A 17,895-nucleotide genomic window follows, 5' to 3' on the forward strand; every position below is an offset into this window, starting at 1 on the left:
CCGACGACACCCGCGCCACCGGGACGGCGGCGCGGGTGCATCAGTCCCGCTCCCCCGGCAACCGCAGGTCCCACCCCACCAGGGCCCGCAGTTGCTCCGCCGTCACGCCGTCCGGCACCGGCTGGGGCGCGTCGTGGCGCAGCGGCGGCTGCCAGCCCTCCTCGGCCGTCCACCGGCGGACCACCTTGGCCGGCGCTCCGGCCACCACGCTGTGGTCGGGCACCTCGCCGCGCACCACCGCCCCCGCCGCGACCACCACGTTGCGGCCGATCCGGGCCCCCGGCAGGATCACCGCGCCGGTGCCGATCCAGCTCCCGGCGCCGATCTCCACCGGTTCGTTGCGCGGCCACTGCTTGCCGATCGGCAGGTCGGTGGACCGGTACTCGTGAGCCTGGTCGGAGATGTAGACGCCGGGCCCGGTCCACACGTCGTCGCCGAGGACGATCGACTGGTGGCCCACGATGTGGCTGTCCCGGCCGATCACGCAGCCGCCGCCGATCCGCACGATCGGCTCGGGCCCGAGGTCGAGGCCGGGCAGGAAACCGGCGCTGATGGTGACCCGCTCGCCGATGATCGAGAACGGCCCGATGGTGATCCACTGCTCGTTGAAGACCGCGCCGAGCGGGAACGCCAGTGTCGTACCGTCGCCCAACTCGCCGAACCGGTACGGGCCCGGGCTCTGCCGGGTGACCGCGCCGGTCCGCTGTACCCAGCGCCAGCCCCGGTGGACGAGGCGGCCGGCGGCACGGCGGCCACCGGCTCGGACCGCGGAGAGCAGCGAACGGGTTATCGGCATGAGCTCACGTTACCGGCCCGTAGGGTCCGACCGGCGGCCGGGCGGTCAACATCACACCGGTCCCGCACCCGCCCTGGCCTGCGGCCTCCCACGGCCAGGCCTGGCCCTCCGCCCGGGCGGGTCCGAAAACCGCGACCGACGCCGGGCTCCGGTGCCACACTCCCTCCCATGGAGATCACCGAACACATTGACGCCCTGCGCCGCGAGGGCACCCTGCTCGCCGAGGCCGCCGCCCGGACCGACCTCGCCGCCCCCGTACCGACCTGCCCGGACTGGAACCTGAACGACCTGCTGAGGCACGTCGGGAACGTCCACCGCTGGGCCGCCGCCTACCCCTCCCAGGGCCTGCGCGCGCCCCTCGACGAGGACGGCAGCCGGGCCGTGATCGGGCCGGCGCCGTCCGACGCGGCACTGCTGGACTGGTTCCGCGAAGGCCACGCCGCCCTGGTGGACACGCTCACCCGGGCCCCGGCCGACGTCGAGTGCTGGAGCTTCCTGCCGTCGCCCAGCCCGCTCGGGTTCTGGGCCCGCCGCCAGGCGCACGAGACCGCCGTCCACCGCGCCGACGCCGACGCGGCGGCCGGCACCGAGGGCCCCCGGGTGGACACCGCCCTCGCCCTCGACGGCATCGACGAACTGCTGAGCGGCTTCGTGGCCAGCAGCCGCTCCCGGCTGCGCAGCGAACGGACCCGCACCATCGGGGTCCGGACCACCGACGGCCCCGGCTCCTGGCAGCTGACCATCACCCAGGAGCCGCCGGCCGTCGGCACGGGCGGCGCCGCCGAACCGGCCGACCTCACCCTCACCGGCCCCGCCCACGACCTGTACCTGCTGCTGTGGAACCGGCTCCCGGTCGGACCCGCGCAGGTCGAACTCGACGGCGACGAGGCGCTGCTCGAACTCTGGCGGACCAGCGCGGTCATCGGCTGAGGCCGCGCCGCACGTAGCTCGCGGCGCGCCGCGCGCTGGGAGCGGCCCGGGGTGGAGTGGCCAGGGGTGCGCAGTGGCCCGGGGTGGAGTGGCCCGGGGTCAGCGCACCCAGCGCGCGGGCCGCTTCTCCAGGAACGCCCGCATCCCCTCCTGCGCCTCCGCCGACCCGAACAGCCGCGCCGACAGCTCCACCAGCCCCTCCGCGTCCCGCTCGAAGGACCGCACCACCTCGGCGTTGGCCAGCCGCTTGGACTCCGCCAGCCCCTGCGGGGAGCCCTGGCGCAGCGCGTCCAGCAGGCCCTTCAACGCGACCCCGGTGTCCTCGGCGGACTCGGTGGCGCGGGTGATCAGGCCGATCCGGGCGGCCTCGGCGGCGTCGAAGACCTCGCCGGTGAGGTAGTAGCGGGAGGCGGCGCGCGGGTCCAGCTTGGGGCGCAGCGGCAGCGAGATCACGGCGGGCGCGAGGCCGAGCCGGACCTCGGTGAACGCGAAGGTCGCGGCCGGCCCGGCGAGGGCGAGGTCCGCCGCGCCGATCAGGCCGAGGCCGCCGGCCCGGGCGTGCCCGTCGATCACGGCGATCACCGGCTTGGTGCAGTCGACGATCGCCCGCTGCAGCTCGACCAGGCCGCGCGGGCCGACCGTCGGGTCCGCGCCGGTCGCCTCGGACAGGTCCGCACCCGCGCAGAACACCTTGCCGGTGTGCCCGAGCACCACGGCCCGGACCTCCGGGTCGGCCGCGGCGACCGCCAGACCGGCGTGCAGTTCGGCCATCAGCCGGGTGGAGAGTGCGTTGCGGTTGTGCGGCGAGTCGAGGGTGATCGTGGTGACGGCGTCGGCGGTGGTGACGCGGACGAGGGGCTCTGCGCTGGTCATCGGCGGGGCCTGCCTTCCGGCTGAGGGTGGGTCGGACTGCGGTGCCGCCCGGGTGCCCGGGCCGCGCCCGGACGACTCTGGCACGCCCACCCGCCCCTCGGCCAGAGCCAATCCTGCCCGAGGTGCCGATCGGGATCGAGGCCCTCGCGCCCGTCCGGGAGCGGCCGCGTCACCGGCCCTCGGCGTACCCTCCCCGTCGCCCGGCCCACCGGACGACGGGGCCCATCGCCAGGCCCGCCGCCGCCAGTACCGCGCCCAGGACGACCCAACCGGCCGGACCGAACCCGATCACGGCGGTGCTGACCAACGCCGGACCGGCCATCATCGCCGCCGCCGAACCCGCGTTGTACACGCCCTGATAGGCGCCGTGGTCACGCTCCCCCGCGAGGTCGTAGCTGAGCGCCCAGCCGCCGGCCTGGCCGAACACCTCGCCCAGCGACTGCAACGCGATGCCGCCGAGCACCACCACGGCGGCGACGATCGCGGGCAGGCCGTGCGCGAGGCCGATGACCAGGCACGAGGCGGCGAGCAGCAGCCCCCCGCGGCCGCAGAGCCGGGCGGCCGTCGACCGGTCCTCCGTCCCCCGGGTGGCCCGCACCTGGAGGGCGATCACCAGCAGGGTGTTGACGATCAGGGTGCCCGCGACGGTGATCCGGGGCGCCTCGGTGTCATGGATGATCCACAGCGGCACGCCGACCTCCAGGACGGCGAACTGCAGGGCGAGGACCGCGTTCAGCACCGTCACGACCAGGAACGGGCCGTCCCGCAGCGCCGGATTGCGCCGCTTGCCCCGACCGGCCCCGTCGGCCTCCGGTCCCACGGGCGGCGCGACCGGGGCCGCATGCGCGAGGACGGGGAGACGGTGGAACAGCACGGCGACGACCACGAAGGAGGCGGCGTCGGCCAGAATCGCCGTCAGATAGGCCGGCCTGGTGTCCACCTGGAGCGCGATCGCGCCGACGGCCGTCCCCAGGCAGAGGCCCACGTTGGTCACCACCCGCAGGTAGGCCCGGCCCGCCACCCGGCGGTCGGGCGGCAGCACCTCGGCGTAGAGCGCGTTCCGTACGGCTGCGGACCCGCGGTCGGCGGCCGAGACCCCGCAGGCCAGCACCACGAAGGCCGGATAGCTGTGCACGAGCGTGTACCCGGCGGTGCCGACCGCCTGCGCCGCGACCAGCACGACCAGCACCGGCCGGGCGCCCCAACGGTCGGCGGCCCGCCCGGCCGGCACGCTCGCGACGACCCCGCACAGGCCGGCGGCGGTCAGCCCGAGCCCCAGCTGGGCGGCGCTCAGACCGAGCACCCGGGTGAAGAACAGCACCGCGACGGACAGGGACAGGCCGCTGCCCATCGTGTTGACCAGGGTGAGCCCGGCCAGCCGCCGGACCATCGGGTCGGGGTGCAGCCGCCGTCGCACGGCGCTGACGAGCCCGCCGCCGGCCTGCGGGCCTGCGGGGCCTCCTGGGTCCGCGACGTCTCCGGGGTCTGCGGTCGTTGCGGCGTTTCCGGTCGTTGCGGTGTCTGCGATCGTTGCGGTGCTTGCGGTGCTTGCCGTGATGGCGGCGCCTCCGGGCATGGCGGGGTCGGGTCCGGACGTCTCCGCCGGCGAGGTGGTGGTCATGTGCTGATCACACCGCCTGGCGGCCCGGGTCCGGTACTCCTTTAGGCTCTGGCTAAAACCACGCGCCCCACGCGCCCCAGCCCCGGCGCCCACGCGCCGCGTCGCAGGAGACCGCCCCCGTGCACCGCTTCACGCTCGGCCTGGCCGACCTCGCCACCACCTGGTTCGCCGTCTCCCCGATCCAGGAGGCCTCGCTCAGCCTGCGCATGTGGACCCACCCCGGCGTCTACCAGCTCCAGACCCCCGCCTTCGAACGGCTCCGGCCCGCCTTCGAACGGCTGGACTCCACGCTGCTGCTGTCACTCATCGCCGGGAACCGCTGGATCCCCGACTTCCTGACGCCCCGCCCGGCCTCGCCCGCCGCCGACTTCCGCACCGAGCTGGCCACCGTCCGCGCGCTGCCGCCGGAGCAGCTGCGCCCCGAACTGGAGCAGGTCTTCCTGCCGCACGGGCGGCCCCTGCCCGCCGCGCTCGCCGCCGGACTGGCCGACCCGGCACGGCTGTTGCAGCGGATCGCCGACGCGCTGGAGGAGTACTGGGAGGTCTGCCTCGCGCCGTCCTGGTGGCCGCAGGCCCGTGCGGTCCTGGACGCCGACCTGGTCTACCGGGCCCGGCTGCTCTCCCGGCACGGCGCGGCGGCGCTCTTCGCCGACCTGGACCACCGGCTGCACTGGGAGGACGGCGTCCTGTCGATCAACCGCCGGTGGACGGACTGGGACGCGGAGACCGCCGTGGACGGCCGCGGCCTCGTCCTCATCCCGACCTTCTTCGCCCGCGGCGCGATCACGATGATCAGCAACGAGCGTGCGCCGCAGATCAGTTACCCGGCGCGCGGCCAGGCGGGCATGGCCGGCCCGGGGACGCCGGTACCGTCGCGCGCTCTGGAGGCGCTGGTCGGCGCGCCGAAGGCCCGGCTGCTGGCCCTGCTCGCCGAACCCGCCTCCACCACCGACCTCGCCTACCGGCTGGGCGTCACCCCCGGCGCGGTCAGCCAGCACCTGTCCGTCCTCGCCGCCACCGGCCTGGTCACCCGGGCCCGGCACGGCCGCTCGGTGCTGTACCTGCGCAGCCCGCTCGGGGACGAGCTGACGGGGGCGAACAGGTGACGGAGTTCGCCCTCGTCTTCCCCCCGACCGGCCCGCACCACGGCGGCTGATCCCCCAACTCCCCAGTGGTACAGACCTGTTGACGCATTGGTCCAGTCCTCCTACAGTGCCCATGCCCCGCCTCCCCACGGCGCGGGCACCCATCGCACACGCACCAAGCACCGCGGTTCTACGTCACCCTGTCCAACCCCCACAGCCACAGGGAGAACCATGTCCGCTCGATCCCGGGCCAGGCGCCCGCGCGTGCGCAGCAGACTGCTGGCACTGCTCTCCGTCCTGGTCCTGCCCCTCGCCGCGCTCACCGCGCTGGCCGCCCCGGCGAACGCCGCCGGAAAACTCACCGCCTCCTTCACCACCGCCGACAACGGCTCCTGGTGGCAGGGCACCTACATCGTCCACAACGACAACGCCACCGCCGTGACCGGCTGGACCCTGGAGTTCGACCTGCCGGCCGGCGTCACCATCGGCAACAGCTACAACGGCACCGCCACCGTCAACGGCCGGCACGTCACCGCGACCAACGCGTTCTACAACGCCACCGTCAACGCCCACAGCACCACCGAGCCGTACAGCTTCTGGTTCGTCGGCAACGGCCCGGTCGCCACCCCCACCAACTGCCGCATCAACGGCGACAAGTGCGACGGCACCGCCGACGTCCCACCGTCCGCGCCGGGCACCCCGGCGGTCACCGAGTCCACCGCGCACACGCTCGCCCTGACCTGGCCGGTCGCCACCGGCGGGGACTTCCCGGTGGCCTCCTACGACGTGCTCAACGGCGCCGTCGTAGTCGGCTCCAGCACCACCACCAGCGCCCTGCTCACCGGGCTCACCCCGGCCACCACCTACACGCTGTCCGTCCGGGCCAAGGACAGCCGCGGCAACACCGGACCGCTCAGCGTGCCCGTCACCGCCGCCACCTTCGACCCGTCGACCGACCCGGTCCCGCCCACCGCGCCGACCAACCTCCGGACCACGGCGATCAGTTCGTCGGACGTCACGCTCGCGTGGAACGCCGCGACCGACAACGTCCGGGTCGCCGCGTACGACGTCTACCAGGGCGGCACGCTGGTGGCGACGGTCAGCGGCAGCACCCTGACCGCGACGGTCGGCAGCCTGTCCCCGTCCACCACCTACACGTTCACCGTGAAGGCCCGCGACCCCGCCGACAACGCCTCTCCCGCCTCCGCCCCGCTCACCGCCACCACCTCGGACCTGGTCGGCGCCGGAAAGTACGCCCGGGTCGGCTACTTCGTCCAGTGGGGCATCTACGGCCGCCAGTACTTCGTCAAGAACCTCGACACCTCCGGCAGCGCGGCCAAGCTCGACGTCGTCAACTACGCCTTCGAGAACATCGATCCGGTCAACCTGACCTGTCTGGCGGGCGTCACCAAGGGCACCACCGCCAACCCGCAGGACCCGGACCAGGGCACCGGCGCCGGTGACGCCGACGCCGACTACGCCCGCCCGATGAGCGCCGACCAGTCGGTGGACGGCGTGGCCGACGACGGCTGGGGCAAACTCCGCGGCAACCTCAACCAGTTGAAGAAGCTGAAGGCCAAGTACCCGAACCTGAAGGTGGTCGTCTCACTCGGCGGCTGGACGTACTCCAAGTACTTCTCGGACGTCGCCGCCACCGACGCGTCCCGCCAGAAGTTCGTCAAGTCCTGCCTCGACGTGTGGATCAAGGGCAACCTGCCGGTCTACAACGGCGCCGGCGGCGACGGCGTGGCGGCCGGGATCTTCGACGGCATCGACCTCGACTGGGAGTGGCCCGGCTCCGCCGACGGCCACGCGGGCAACCACTGGAGCGCCAACGACAAGGGCAACCTGACCCTGCTGCTGGCCGAATTCCGCAAGCAGCTCGACGCGTTGGGCGGATCCCACAAGCTGCTCACCGCCTTCACCCCGGCCGACCCGGCGAAGGTCGCCGCGGGCTGGGACCTCACGAAGATCTTCAGCTCGCTGGACATCGCCAACGTCCAGGGCTACGACTTCCACGGCTCCGGCAGCGACAACTCCTGGGAGCCCAACCGCACCGGCCCCCAGGCCAACCTCTACGCCGACCCGAACGACCCGTACAACTTCCACTTCAGCGTGGACGCGGCGGTCCAGACCTACCTCGGCGCCGGGGTCAACCCGCGCAAACTCACCATCGGCTTCCCGTTCTACGGGCGCGGCTGGCAGGGCGTGGCGGACGGCGGCGCCTCCGGCTTGTGGCAGTCCGCGAACGGCGCGGCCCCGGGCCAGTTCAGCGAGGAGGCCGGCACCCGCGGCTACAACAACCTCATCACCGGCGTCCCCAACCTGACCGTGCACCACGACCCCAAGTCCATTGCGACGTACGGCTACACCGGAGCCGGCGGCCAGTGGTGGACCTTCGACGACGCCTGGTCGATCGCCCAGAAGACGGCCTACCTCAAGTCGAAGAACCTGCTCGGCGGCATGATCTGGGAGATGTCCGGCGACACCCCCTCCGGCACGCTCATCAACGCACTCGACTCCGGTCTCAAATAGCCGGAGGGCATGGCCCGTTGGGCCGGTAGGGCAGCAAGGGCCGGCGCTCCGAGAACGACGGAGCGCCGGCCCGCGCCTCAGGTGCCTCAAGCGCCTCAGGTGCCTCACGTACCTGACGGGCCTGACGGGCCTGACGAGCCTGACGGGCCTGACGGGCCTGACGGGCCTCCAAGGCCGAATGCGCCTCCCGTCACCGGGACGCCATCGCCGCCAGCTTCCTGGCCGCCCGGTACTGCCGGAGCACCTGCGCGAAGGAGGTGTGCCCCTGGGTGGTCCGGGCGAAGGCCCGCCAGGCCGGCGCCACCAGGCAGACCGCCGCGTGGAACAGGTACGGGCGCCGCTCGAAGGCGCCCAGCAGCTGCTTGCCGGCGCGCATCTCCACGCCCAGCCCGGCCTTGATGGCGAACGCGTAGTTCAACGCCTCGCGCCGCACGTCCGCCGCCTTGCCCGCCTCCGCGACCTTCACCGCCCACTCGCCGGCCAGCCGGCCCGAGCGCAGCGCGTAGGAGATGCCCTCGCGGGTCCACGGCTCCAGCAGTCCGGCCGCGTCCCCGGCAACCAGCACCCGGCCGCGGGAGAGCGGCGAGTCCTCGGCCCGGCAGCGGGTCAGGTGCCCGGACTCCACGCTCGGGGTGAAGCCGGACAGCCCCAACCGCCGGATGTAGTCGGCGAGATACTGCTTGGTCCGCTCGCCGTCGCCGCGCGCCGAAATGACGCCGACGGTCAGACTGCTCGACTCGGTCTTCGGGAACACCCAGCCGTAACTGCCGCGCAGCGGGCCCCAGTCGAGGTGGATCCGGCCCGACCAGTCCGCGGCGACCTGCGGCGGGACGGGGATCTCCGCCTCCAGGCCGAGGTCGATCTGGTCGAAGGTGACGCCGACGTGCCGGGCGATCCGGCTCGCGCTGCCGTCCGCGCCGACCACCGCGCGCGCCTCGAAGGTGCGCCCGTCGGCGGCCGTCACCAGCGCCGTCCGGTGCTCGCCGCCACGCTGCTCGACGCCGGTGACGGTCACTCCGGTGACCAGCACCGCCCCGGCCTGCTTGGCCGCCTGCACCAGGCGCAGGTCGAACTCGTCCCGGTTGACCAGGCCGAACAGCATCCGCCGGGACCGACGCGTCCGGGTGAACCGCCCGTCGTAGGCGAAGGTGACGGCGTGCACGCGGTCCTGCAACGGCAGCCGGAAGTCGGGCGGCAGGCTGTCCCGGGACGGGCCGATGATGCCGCCGCCACAGGTCTTGTAACGGGGGTGCTCGGCCTTGTCGAGGAGCAGCACCCGCCGGCCCTGGACGGCGGCGGCGTGCGCGGCCGAGGCTCCGGCCGGTCCGGCGCCGACCACCACCACGTCCCAGACGCCGTCGAGCGGCTCGGGCGCCGACCGACCGACCCTCGGCGCGGTCTCGGTCTCGGCTTCGGTCGCGCCTTCGGTCTCTGTCCCAGCCTCGGTCGCGGCTTCGAACACCGTCTCGGTCCCGGTCTCGGACACCGTCCCGGTCTCGGACACCGTCTCGGGCGCCCCCTCGGACGCCTCGCCTGACGGCTGACCTGACGACCGGCCTGACGGCCGTCCGGGTACCTCGGCGTCGGGCGGCGAGACCTCGGTGTCGAGTGGGCTGCGGGAATCGAAGCTTCCGGAGTCAGTCACGTCGAGCAATCCTATGCGTCCGCCGAGCCCGCCGCTGGCCGCGCCGCCCCGAACGCCAGACCGAACCCGGATCGAACCCGGACCGAACTCAGATCGAACCCGGGCCGATCCATCGGGCCGGTCCACCAGACGGTGCGCCGGGCGGGATCGCCGGGCAGAACCACCCGATCGGACTGTTCGAGTCCGCCTATGATCGGCGGTACCCAAACCGCCCCCTCCGCCCGCACCACCCCTCGGGCGAAGCCTTCCCCTCGGAGCCCCGATGTCACAGCCGCTGGCCGACGCCGTCCGGTCCCTGATGGACCGTGCCCGCACCGACCTCGCCGAACTGGTCGCCTTCCCCTCGGTCGCCGACCCGCGCCAGTTCCCGGTCGAGGAGTGCGAGAAGGCCGCCCGCTGGGTCGCCGACGCCTTCGCCGCCGAGGGCCTGACCAACGTCCAGCTGCTGGACACCCCGGACGGCACCCAGTCCGTCTACGCCGAACTGCCCGGCCCCCAGGGCGCGCCGACCGTGCTGCTCTACTCGCACTACGACGTCCAGCCCCCGCTCGACGAGAGCGCCTGGCTCAGCCCCGCCTTCGAGCTGACCGAGCGTGACGGCCGCTGGTACGGGCGCGGCGCCGCCGACTGCAAGGGCAATATCCTGATGCACCTGACCGCCCTGCGAGCCCTGCGGCAGGTGTACGGCGACGGCTACCCTGTCGGCCTGAAGATCATCGTCGAGGGCTCGGAGGAGCAGGGCACCGGCGGCCTGGAACGCTATGCCGAGGCCCACCCCGAACTGCTCGCCGCCGACGCCATCATCATCGGCGACACCGGCAACTTCGCCCCCGGCCTGCCCACCGTGACCGCCTCGCTGCGCGGCATGACGGTCGTCGAGGTCGCGGTCACCACCCTGGCCGGCAACCTGCACTCCGGCGCCTTCGGCGGCGCCGCCCCGGACGCGCTGCAGTCGCTGGTCCGGATGCTCGCCTCGCTGCACGACGAGCACGGCGACGTCGCGGTGGCCGGACTGACCGGCGGCCAGACCTGGAGCGGTGTCCAGTACTCGGAGGCGCAGTTCCGCTCCGACGCCAAGGTGCTCGACGGCGTCGCCCTGACCGGCACCGGCACCATCGCCGACCGCCTGTGGGCCCGCCCCGCGATCACCGTCCTCGGCATCGACGCCCCGCCGGTGATCGGCGCCACCTCCTCCGTCCAGGCCGCCGCCAAGGCCCTGGTCAGCCTGCGCGTCCCGCCGGGCAGCGACCCGACCGCCGCCCAGGACGCGCTGGTCGCCCACCTGGAGGCGCAGGTCCCGCTCGGCGCCCGTCTGACCGTCGAACGCCAGGGCACCGGTGCCCCGTTCAACGCCGACACCACCGGCCCGGCGTACGAGGCGATGGGCGAGGCCATGGCCGAGGCCTTCGGCACCGAGATGGTCGCCTCCGGCGAGGGCGGCTCGATCCCGCTCTGCAACACGCTGCGCTCGCTCTACCCGAAGGCCGAGATCGTGCTGATCGGCGTCGAGGAGCCGACCACCCAGATCCACGCGGTCAACGAGAGCGTCGACCCGCAGGAGCTGGAGCGGATGGCCCTCTCCGAGGCCCTGTTCCTCCGCCGCTACGCCGAACTGCGCTCGGTCTGACGCACGTTGGTCCGGGGGCCGCCGTCGGCGGTCTCCGGCACCGGCCGCCCGCCCCGGAACCTGCGGGCGGCACCCGCCACCACCGCGTAACCGACCGCCCCCACCGCGAGCCCGGCCCCGGCGCCGAAGCAGAACTCCGGGATCAGGTTCCGCCGCAGCGGGACCAGCCGGTGCAGCACTCCGACCGCCGTCGCCGCGCCCAGGGCCGCGACGGCGGCGCGGCGCGCCCGGGGAGCGAGTGCCACGGCCGGGCGGACCGGCTCCACGCCCCGCGCCGCCCGCACCGCCCAGCCCGCCATCGCGGCCAGGGCCAGCGCCGAACTGCCGTACTGCAGCGCCGAGTAGAGCGGAACCGCGGCCACCTCCCGGTCCAGCACCGGCAGCAGCCGGACACCCAGCCGGCCTTCGTGGGTGAACGCGTCCCAGCCGACGTGGGTGGCCGCACCGATCGCCGCCGACGCCGCGAACCACGCCGCCCCCGCACCCGCCCCGGCTCCGGCGGGCCGCCGGACCGTCAGTGCCTCGGCCGCGCCCGCCCACCGGTCGGGCAGCAGCGCCACCAGCGGCGCGCGCAGCAGGCCGTGCCAGCCGGCCACCAGCGCGCCCGCGATCGCCACGTCCAGCGTCGGCACGGCCCACCAGCGGTGCGTCAGACCGCCGTGGCCGTACACCCCGGGCAGCAGCGACTCGGCGAAGAACGGGACGTCGGGCGCCATCGATCCGGCGACCAGCGCCGAGGCGACCAGCGGCCCGCGCTCCCCGGCGGCGCGCAGCAGGGGCAGGACGGCGGCGGGGTGGCTCAGTGTGAACGGCATGCCCCCATCCTCCCGCCCCTGCCGAGCCATCGGCCAACGGCCTGGGCCAACGGCCAACGACCTGGGCCAACAGCCAACGACCTGGGCCAACGGCCAGCGCCTCTGGACAGCGGCCACCGCCTCTGGACGGCCCGGCACCCGGGCTCGTCAGGCACCCCAGGCGGCTACGCCGCGTCCGCCGTGCTGGCCAGGCCGAGCGCGACCCGGCGGCCCGCCTCCAGGTAGCGCAACTCGCCGCTGCGGCGGGCGTCCAGGGCGGCGGCGAGGCGGCGGTAGCGGCTCGGGGGCAGCAGGTCGGCGGCCTCGTCCAGGGTGACGAAGCGCCAGTCGCGCAGTTCCTCGGCCTGGAGCAGCAGGTTCTGGCGGGAGGCGGCGTCCAGTTGGCCGCCGTCGTACATCAGGCGCAGGCCGCCGCGGCGCGGGCCGGTGCGCGGCTCCCAGTCGACGGCGAGCAGGCGCAGCCCGGTCGGGTCGAGCCGCAGGCCCAGTTCCTCGGCGGTCTCGCGCAGGGCCGCGTCGGTGGGGGCCTCGCCGCGTTCGACCACGCCTCCGGGGAAGTCCCAGTCGGGTTTGTAGACGGGGTCGACCAGCAGGACGCGGTCCTGTTCGTCGAAGAACAGGACGGCGGAGGCCACGGTGTCCCCGGTCGGGTCGGGGGTCTGGACGATCGGGCAGCGGGCGGCGCCGACGCGGACCAGTTCGGCGATCCGGTGGGCGGTCTCGCGGGGGGTGAGCTCGCTGGTGTCGAGCATCCGGGCGTCCTCGACCAGCCAGCGCCGGGCGGCCCGGTAGCGGGCCACGTGCTCGAAGCACCACGTGCGGACCCGCTCGCTGGCCTCCGGATCTCCCGGGCACTCGTCGCGGTGGGCGATGCGGTGACGCAGGATCGTTTCTTCTGGGTCCAGGACGAAGTGGTGCACCGCTATGCCGTGGGAGGCGAGGTCGCCGAAGATCTCGTCCCGGTAGTCCTCCCTGAGCAGGGTCATCGGGACCACCAGCGGGCCCGCGACCTCACTGAGCAGCGCGGCCGCCGTCTCGGGGACGAGCCGGCGCCAGGCCGCCAGGTCCTGGAAGTCGGACACCGTCGCCAGCCGGTCGGCCGGGAGCATCCGGCGCAGGCCGAAGCCCACCAGCTCGGGATCGAAGAGCACGCTCCCGGGCAGCAGTTCCACCAGCTCGCGGCAGGCACTCGTCTTGCCCGCCCCGAATGTGCCATTGACCCAGACGATCACAACGTCCCCTGCCCTCGACTTGCCCCGATGCCGTTCGCACCGGGCAGCGCCCCCGTCGGCCGAACCAGCGCCACCCGTGGTGGTACCCGCGCCACGCCGCTCCCCATACCTCCCCACCGCGCCCGCCGTTGCGCCCCACTCCGCCCCTTGACAGGGGCATGTGCCCAGGCCAGCCGCCTTCCGGGAGAAATATGTAGACCGGTCTACATCAAAGTTGCACCCTGCTCACACCCTGCGCGCACAGGAAGTCGGCCCGTCCGACTTCCTGTGCGCCATCATCACCCCAGATCACCTCGCATCACCCCCTCCACCCGACTATGTAGACCGACCGACAGATTTCTCCCGGCAATATCTAGACCGGTCTGCATAATTCAGTAGACCGGTCGACATATTCTTCCCCGCGCCCCTCGCGCGCCCCCCGGCGCCCGCTTGCGCCGCGCGCACCCCAGCACGTACAGAGGAACGATGAAGCTGCTCCCAGCCGGCCGCGTCATCGTCATCGGCTCGATCAACGCCGACCGCATCCTCCGCTGCCCCGTCCTCCCCGCCCCCGGCGAGACCGTCCTCGCCACCGCCGCCACCCAGGGGTTCGGCGGCAAGGGCGCGAACCAGGCGGTGGCGGCGGCGCGCATGGGCGCCGCCGTCCACCTGGTCGCGAAGGTCGGGCACGACGCCGACGGCGCAGCCGCGGTCACCGACCTGCGCGGCGCGGAAGTCGAGACGGCCTCCGTGCTCACCCACCCCGACGCGCCGACCGGGCAGGCGATCGTCATGGTCGACCCCGCCGGCGAGAACAGCATCGTCGTCGTCCCCGGTGCCAACGCCCACCTGACCGCCGCCGAGGTCACCGCCGCACTCGCCCGCCTGCACCTGCTCCCCGTCGACGTGCTCCTCACCAGCGGCGAGGTCCCCGAGGAGTGCATCCGAGCGACCGCCGCCGCCCTGCCGGCCGACGGCACCCACTGGGTGCACAACGCCGCCCCGGCCGGCTCGCTCCCCGACACCGGTCCGACCGGGCGCCACCCCCTGGTCGTCGCCAACGCCGTCGAGGCCCGCCAGCTGACCGGTGCCCCCACCGTCGAGGAGGCCGCCCGGGCCCTCGCCCGCCGCGCCGACGGCGTCGTACTCACCCTCGGCGGCGAGGGCGCGCTGGTCGCCACCGAGGGACGGTCGGCCCGACTGCCCGCCCCCGCCGTCCAGGTCGTCGACACCACCGGTGCCGGCGACGTCTTCTGCGGCGCCCTCGCCGCCGGACTCGCCCGCGGCGCCTCCCTCCCCGCCGCGGCCGCCACCGCCGTGGCCGCCGGCGCCTTCGCCGTCACCGCCCTGGGCGCGCGTGGCGCCCTCCCCCGCCCGACCGACCTCTGACCAGCCGCTTCCCGACGGGCCTGGGCGGGCCGGGCTCACCCCCGGTGGGGGCGCCCGGGCCACAACTCCCGAACGCCCCGGCTCACGTGCCTAGCAGCACTCGGTCTACGGCCGCCCCATGTACGACGGGTAGTAGCCGCTGCTGATCCCCGAGATCCGGATCAGCGTGCCCGGCCGCGCCGCCTCGACGTACTGGTTGTTGCCCAGGTAGATCGCCACGTGCTGGATGCCCCGTTTGGTGCCGTTGGGGGACCAGAACAGCAGGTCGCCCCGGCGCAGCTGGCCGGCGCTGATGGGCGTGGTCGCCGCGTACTGGTCGTTGGCCACCCGCGGCAGGTTCACCCCGCCGCGTCGGAAGGCCTGCTGCACGAGGCCCGAGCAGTCGTACCCGTCCGGCCCGTTGCCCGCGGTCCGGAACGGCTTGCCCAGTTGGCTCAGCGCGAACTGCACGGCGGACTCGACGCCCTGGTCCCCCGCCACCGCGCCGGCGGCCGAGCCCGACGAGGACGATCCGGACGACCCGGACGACGACGGGGACCCGTCCCCCGTCCGCGCCACGTACACGTCGTAGTGCGTGGTCCAGCGCCACTCCCCCTTGCTGTTCTTGAACCAGTACCGCGACCCGTCCCAGCCCTGCTTGATCCCCCCGCTCGACTTCGCGCCCGTCGACGGGGCCTTCGCTGCGGAGGAGGATCCGCCCCCCGTCCGCGCCACGTACACGTCGTAGTGCGTGGTCCAGCGCCACTGCCCCTGACTGTTCTTGAACCAGTACCGCGAGCCGTCCCACCCAGCGTGCGCCGGTGCCGACTCGGCGGCGGCGGCGGGGCTGACGCCGGGGCCGACGCCGATCACACCCGCACCGGCCACGATCACGGCCACCATGCCTATCCCCCGACGCACCCGCGCGGCCCGCGAGGGACGGACGGGGCTGACGGGGCTGACGGTGGCCGCCCGCTGGTCGACGGTGGTGGCAGCGTGCTGCCCGGTCGGTTCGTCGGCGGCACCCGGCGCGCCGGTGTTGACGGTGGTCATCCTGCTGTCTTCCCTCACTGCTGCGAACTGCCGCCACGGGGGCGGCTGCGGAATCGGCTACGGACACGCACGTCCCGGTGAGACGGCACGCACGGCTCGGCAGACCCCGCCCGGCATGCCACGGCCTCCGGTCGTGCGACCGGGAGCCGCGGCATGCCGGGCGGGGATTCAGTTCTGCCTGCGTGTCACGGTAGGCACGCGTCCGCTCACGGCGCGCAGTGGAGTGAGCCAATGGAAGGGTTCACGGCCGGTGAGCACCGACGGGGTATCAGGGTGAAGGCCAGTCATCGGGCTGCTTGCCCGACGCCCCCTCACCCCTGCTGGTCCGACTCCGCCAGCAGCTGCTTCTTCAGCACCTTTCCCAGCGCGTTCCTGGGCAGTTCGGGCACCAGCACGACCCGGCGCGGCCGCTTGTGCGCGGACAGCCGCTCCGCCACGAAGGCCGTCAGCTGTTCCCCCGTCACGGCGCCGTCCGGGATGACGTACGCGACGACGGCCTGCCCGAGGTCCTCATCCGGCGCACCGACCACCGCCGCGTCGGCGACCGCGGGGTGGTCGCGCAGCGCGGCCTCCACCTCACCGGCGCCGATCCGGTAGCCGCCGCTCTTGATCAGGTCGACGGAGGCGCGACCGACGATCCGGTGGAAGCCGTCCTCACCGATCACGGCGACGTCCCCGGTGCGGAACCAGCCGTCAGCCGTCCAGGCCTCGGCATCCGCGTCGGGCCGGTTGAGGTACCCGCTGAACAGGGTCGGCCCGGCGACCTGCAACTCTCCGACGCTCTCCCCGTCGGAGGGCACCGGAGCGCCGTCCTCGCCGACCAGCCGGGTGCGCACCCCGTCCAGCGGCAGGCCGACGCTGCCGGGCCGGCGCTCGCCGTCCGCCCGGGTGCTGACGGTGATCAGCGACTCGGTCATCCCGTAGCGCTCGATCGGGGCGTGCCCGGTGAGCGCGGCCAGCTTCTCGAACACCGGTACCGGCAGCGGCGCGCTGCCGGAGACCAGCAGCCGGGCCGAGGCCAGCCGACCCGCCGCCCCGGGGTCGGCCGCCACCCGGGACCAGACGGTCGGCACCCCGAAGTACAGGCTGCCGCTCGCGGCCGCGTACCCCTCCGGGGTGGGCCGCCCGGTGTGCACGAGCCGGCTGCCGGTCCGCAGGGCGCCGAGGACGCCGAGGATCAGTCCGTGGACGTGGAACAGCGGCAGGCCGTGGACGAGGGTGTCCTCGGCGGTCCACTGCCAGGCCGCGGCGAGCGCGTCCAGGTCGGCGGCGATCGCCTGGCGCCGGATCACGGCTCCCTTGGGCGCCCCGGTGGTGCCGGAGGTGTAGAGGACGAAGCCGGTGGCGTCCGGCGCGGGCTCGGCGAACGTGGTGGCGGCGCGGTCCGCCGGGTCGACCGGCACCCCCTCCACCTCACCCGGCACCGCGTCGCCCACGGCGTGCGCGAGCAGCACCGCACCCGAGTCGCGCAGGATGTGCTCGCGCTCCTTGGGCCCGGAGTCGGGCGGCAGCGGCACCACGGGCACGCCCGCCAGCAAGCCGCCGACCACGGCGACGACCGTCTCGACGGCGGGCCGGGCGAGCACGGCGAGCGCGGGCGCACCGGCCACCCGGTCGGCGACGGCGGTCGCCGCGCCCAGCAGTTCCTCGCGGGACAGCGCCCGCCCGTCGATCCGCAGCGCGTCCGCCGCGTCCCCGTAGTCGCCCTGAAGTGCGGTCAGCAGTGCCATGCTTCCGTCCTCGCCCTCGTCTCACGCTGTCGCGCCGACTCTACGGGCCGCACCCGGACCGTCCGTGGGCAGCGGTCACCAGCCGCCGCCCACCTGGCTTGTACCGACCTGTGCCGGAAACGCCGGAGGGCGTGGCACCGGGTACCCGGTGCCACGCCCTCCCACTGCCGTGTGCGGGGATCAGCCCTTGCGGGCCTTCACCTCGGCGGTCAGCTGCGGCAGCACGGCGAACAGGTCGCCGACCACGCCGTAGTCGACCAGCTCGAAGATCGGGGCCTCCGGGTCCTTGTTGACGGCCACGATGGTCTTCGAGGTCTGCATGCCCGCCCGGTGCTGGATGGCACCGGAGATGCCAGCCGCGATGTACAGCTGCGGCGAGACCTGCTTGCCGGTCTGGCCGACCTGGTTGCTGTGCGGGTACCAGCCCGCGTCGACGGCGGCACGCGAGGCGCCGACGGCCGCGCCCAGCGCGTCAGCGAGTTCCTCGACGACGCCGAAGCCGGCCGCCTCGCCGACGCCACGGCCGCCCGAGACCACGATCGCGGCCTCGGTCAGCTCCGGACGGCCGGTCGAGACCCGCGGGGTGCGCGAGGTGACCTTGGCCGC

At 74.1% G+C, this 17,895-nt stretch carries 14 protein-coding genes; 5 read left to right on the forward strand and 9 right to left on the reverse strand.

All coding sequences use genetic code 11. The annotated features are described in order from the left end of the window. Positions 1-40: 40 nt before the first annotated feature. Positions 41-796, reverse strand: coding sequence for a DapH/DapD/GlmU-related protein (locus tag AB0P03_RS28885; protein ID WP_363588732.1), 756 nt, complete (start codon positions 794-796; stop codon positions 41-43). 168 nt (positions 797-964) lie between these two features. Between AB0P03_RS28885 and AB0P03_RS28890 the strand changes: the two genes are divergently transcribed. Then, positions 965-1,726 carry a maleylpyruvate isomerase family mycothiol-dependent enzyme gene (locus AB0P03_RS28890; RefSeq protein ID WP_363631559.1) on the forward strand — a complete coding sequence of 254 codons (762 nt, stop codon included), beginning with the start codon at positions 965-967 and terminating at the stop codon, positions 1,724-1,726. 99 nt (positions 1,727-1,825) lie between these two features. Here the strand turns inward: AB0P03_RS28890 and AB0P03_RS28895 are convergent, their stop codons facing one another. Continuing rightward, complete coding sequence (locus AB0P03_RS28895) at positions 1,826-2,599, reverse strand: enoyl-CoA hydratase family protein (RefSeq protein WP_063350153.1); 774 nt, start codon at positions 2,597-2,599, stop codon at positions 1,826-1,828. A gap of 169 nt (positions 2,600-2,768) precedes the next feature. Beyond that, positions 2,769-4,016, reverse strand: coding sequence for an MFS transporter (locus tag AB0P03_RS28900; RefSeq protein WP_363588736.1), 1,248 nt, complete (start codon positions 4,014-4,016; stop codon positions 2,769-2,771). Between the two features lie 323 nt (positions 4,017-4,339). Between AB0P03_RS28900 and AB0P03_RS28905 the strand changes: the two genes are divergently transcribed. Together AB0P03_RS28905 and AB0P03_RS28910 are read left to right on the forward strand one after the other, a co-directional pair. Beyond that, positions 4,340-5,326, forward strand: coding sequence for a helix-turn-helix domain-containing protein (locus AB0P03_RS28905; protein ID WP_363588738.1), 987 nt, complete (start codon positions 4,340-4,342; stop codon positions 5,324-5,326). Positions 5,327-5,536: 210 nt separating this feature from the next. Then, positions 5,537-7,840, forward strand: a complete 2,304-nt coding sequence (locus AB0P03_RS28910) for a glycosyl hydrolase family 18 protein (protein ID WP_363631561.1) — start codon at positions 5,537-5,539, stop codon at positions 7,838-7,840. 190 nt (positions 7,841-8,030) lie between these two features. Here the strand turns inward: AB0P03_RS28910 and AB0P03_RS28915 are convergent, their stop codons facing one another. Then, positions 8,031-9,185, reverse strand: coding sequence for a geranylgeranyl reductase family protein (locus AB0P03_RS28915; protein ID WP_363631572.1), 1,155 nt, complete (start codon positions 9,183-9,185; stop codon positions 8,031-8,033). 562 nt (positions 9,186-9,747) lie between these two features. Here AB0P03_RS28915 and AB0P03_RS28920 point away from each other — a divergent pair. Further along, positions 9,748-11,112 (forward strand): dipeptidase, encoded by a 1,365-nt coding sequence (locus tag AB0P03_RS28920; RefSeq protein WP_363588742.1) that lies wholly within the window; start codon positions 9,748-9,750, stop codon positions 11,110-11,112. On the opposite strand, the gene AB0P03_RS28925 is transcribed toward AB0P03_RS28920, so the two are convergent. Both AB0P03_RS28925 and AB0P03_RS28930 read right to left on the reverse strand, forming a co-directional pair. Then, the gene (locus AB0P03_RS28925; RefSeq protein WP_363624770.1) at positions 11,088-11,927 is read right to left on the reverse strand and encodes a DUF4184 family protein; all 840 of its coding nucleotides are present in this window, start codon (positions 11,925-11,927) and stop codon (positions 11,088-11,090) included. The genes AB0P03_RS28920 and AB0P03_RS28925 overlap by 25 nt on opposite strands. 164 nt (positions 11,928-12,091) lie before the next feature. After that, positions 12,092-13,159, reverse strand: coding sequence for an NUDIX domain-containing protein (locus AB0P03_RS28930; RefSeq protein ID WP_363588746.1), 1,068 nt, complete (start codon positions 13,157-13,159; stop codon positions 12,092-12,094). A gap of 465 nt (positions 13,160-13,624) precedes the next feature. On the opposite strand from AB0P03_RS28930, the gene AB0P03_RS28935 reads away from it, so the two are divergent. Further along, on the forward strand, positions 13,625-14,527 hold the full coding sequence (locus tag AB0P03_RS28935) for a PfkB family carbohydrate kinase (RefSeq protein WP_363588748.1): 903 nt from the start codon (positions 13,625-13,627) through the stop codon (positions 14,525-14,527). 105 nt (positions 14,528-14,632) lie between these two features. Here the strand turns inward: AB0P03_RS28935 and AB0P03_RS28940 are convergent, their stop codons facing one another. From AB0P03_RS28940 to AB0P03_RS28950, 3 genes are all read right to left on the reverse strand, one after another. Further along, positions 14,633-15,559, reverse strand: a complete 927-nt coding sequence (locus AB0P03_RS28940; RefSeq protein ID WP_363631563.1) for a C40 family peptidase — start codon at positions 15,557-15,559, stop codon at positions 14,633-14,635. A 311-nt stretch (positions 15,560-15,870) separates the two neighbouring features. Further along, a complete protein-coding gene (locus tag AB0P03_RS28945; RefSeq protein WP_363631565.1) occupies positions 15,871-17,289 on the reverse strand; it encodes an acyl-CoA synthetase in 1,419 nt (472 codons plus the stop codon). 180 nt (positions 17,290-17,469) lie between these two features. Further along, the coding region (locus AB0P03_RS28950) for an electron transfer flavoprotein subunit alpha/FixB family protein (protein WP_363631567.1) at positions 17,470-17,895 on the reverse strand (426 nt) is incomplete at its 5' end.

Origin of the sequence: Kitasatospora sp. NPDC088779, assembly GCF_040685395.1 — a bacterium.
Lineage (GTDB): Bacteria > Actinomycetota > Actinomycetes > Streptomycetales > Streptomycetaceae > Kitasatospora.

Excerpts from the sequence above, each read along its gene's own strand:
- AB0P03_RS28885 (WP_363588732.1), bottom strand. The coding sequence starts at position 796 with ATGCCGATAACCCGTTCGCTGCTCTCCGCGGTCCGAGCCGGTGGCCGC.
- AB0P03_RS28890 (WP_363631559.1), top strand. The coding sequence starts at position 965 with ATGGAGATCACCGAACACATTGACGCCCTGCGCCGCGAGGGCACCCTG.
- AB0P03_RS28895 (WP_063350153.1), bottom strand. The coding sequence starts at position 2,599 with ATGACCAGCGCAGAGCCCCTCGTCCGCGTCACCACCGCCGACGCCGTC.
- AB0P03_RS28910 (WP_363631561.1), top strand. The coding sequence starts at position 5,537 with ATGTCCGCTCGATCCCGGGCCAGGCGCCCGCGCGTGCGCAGCAGACTG.
- AB0P03_RS28920 (WP_363588742.1), top strand. The coding sequence starts at position 9,748 with ATGTCACAGCCGCTGGCCGACGCCGTCCGGTCCCTGATGGACCGTGCC.
- AB0P03_RS28925 (WP_363624770.1), bottom strand. The coding sequence starts at position 11,927 with ATGCCGTTCACACTGAGCCACCCCGCCGCCGTCCTGCCCCTGCTGCGC.
- AB0P03_RS28935 (WP_363588748.1), top strand. The coding sequence starts at position 13,625 with ATGAAGCTGCTCCCAGCCGGCCGCGTCATCGTCATCGGCTCGATCAAC.
- AB0P03_RS28940 (WP_363631563.1), bottom strand. The coding sequence starts at position 15,559 with ATGACCACCGTCAACACCGGCGCGCCGGGTGCCGCCGACGAACCGACC.
- AB0P03_RS28945 (WP_363631565.1), bottom strand. The coding sequence starts at position 17,289 with ATGGCACTGCTGACCGCACTTCAGGGCGACTACGGGGACGCGGCGGAC.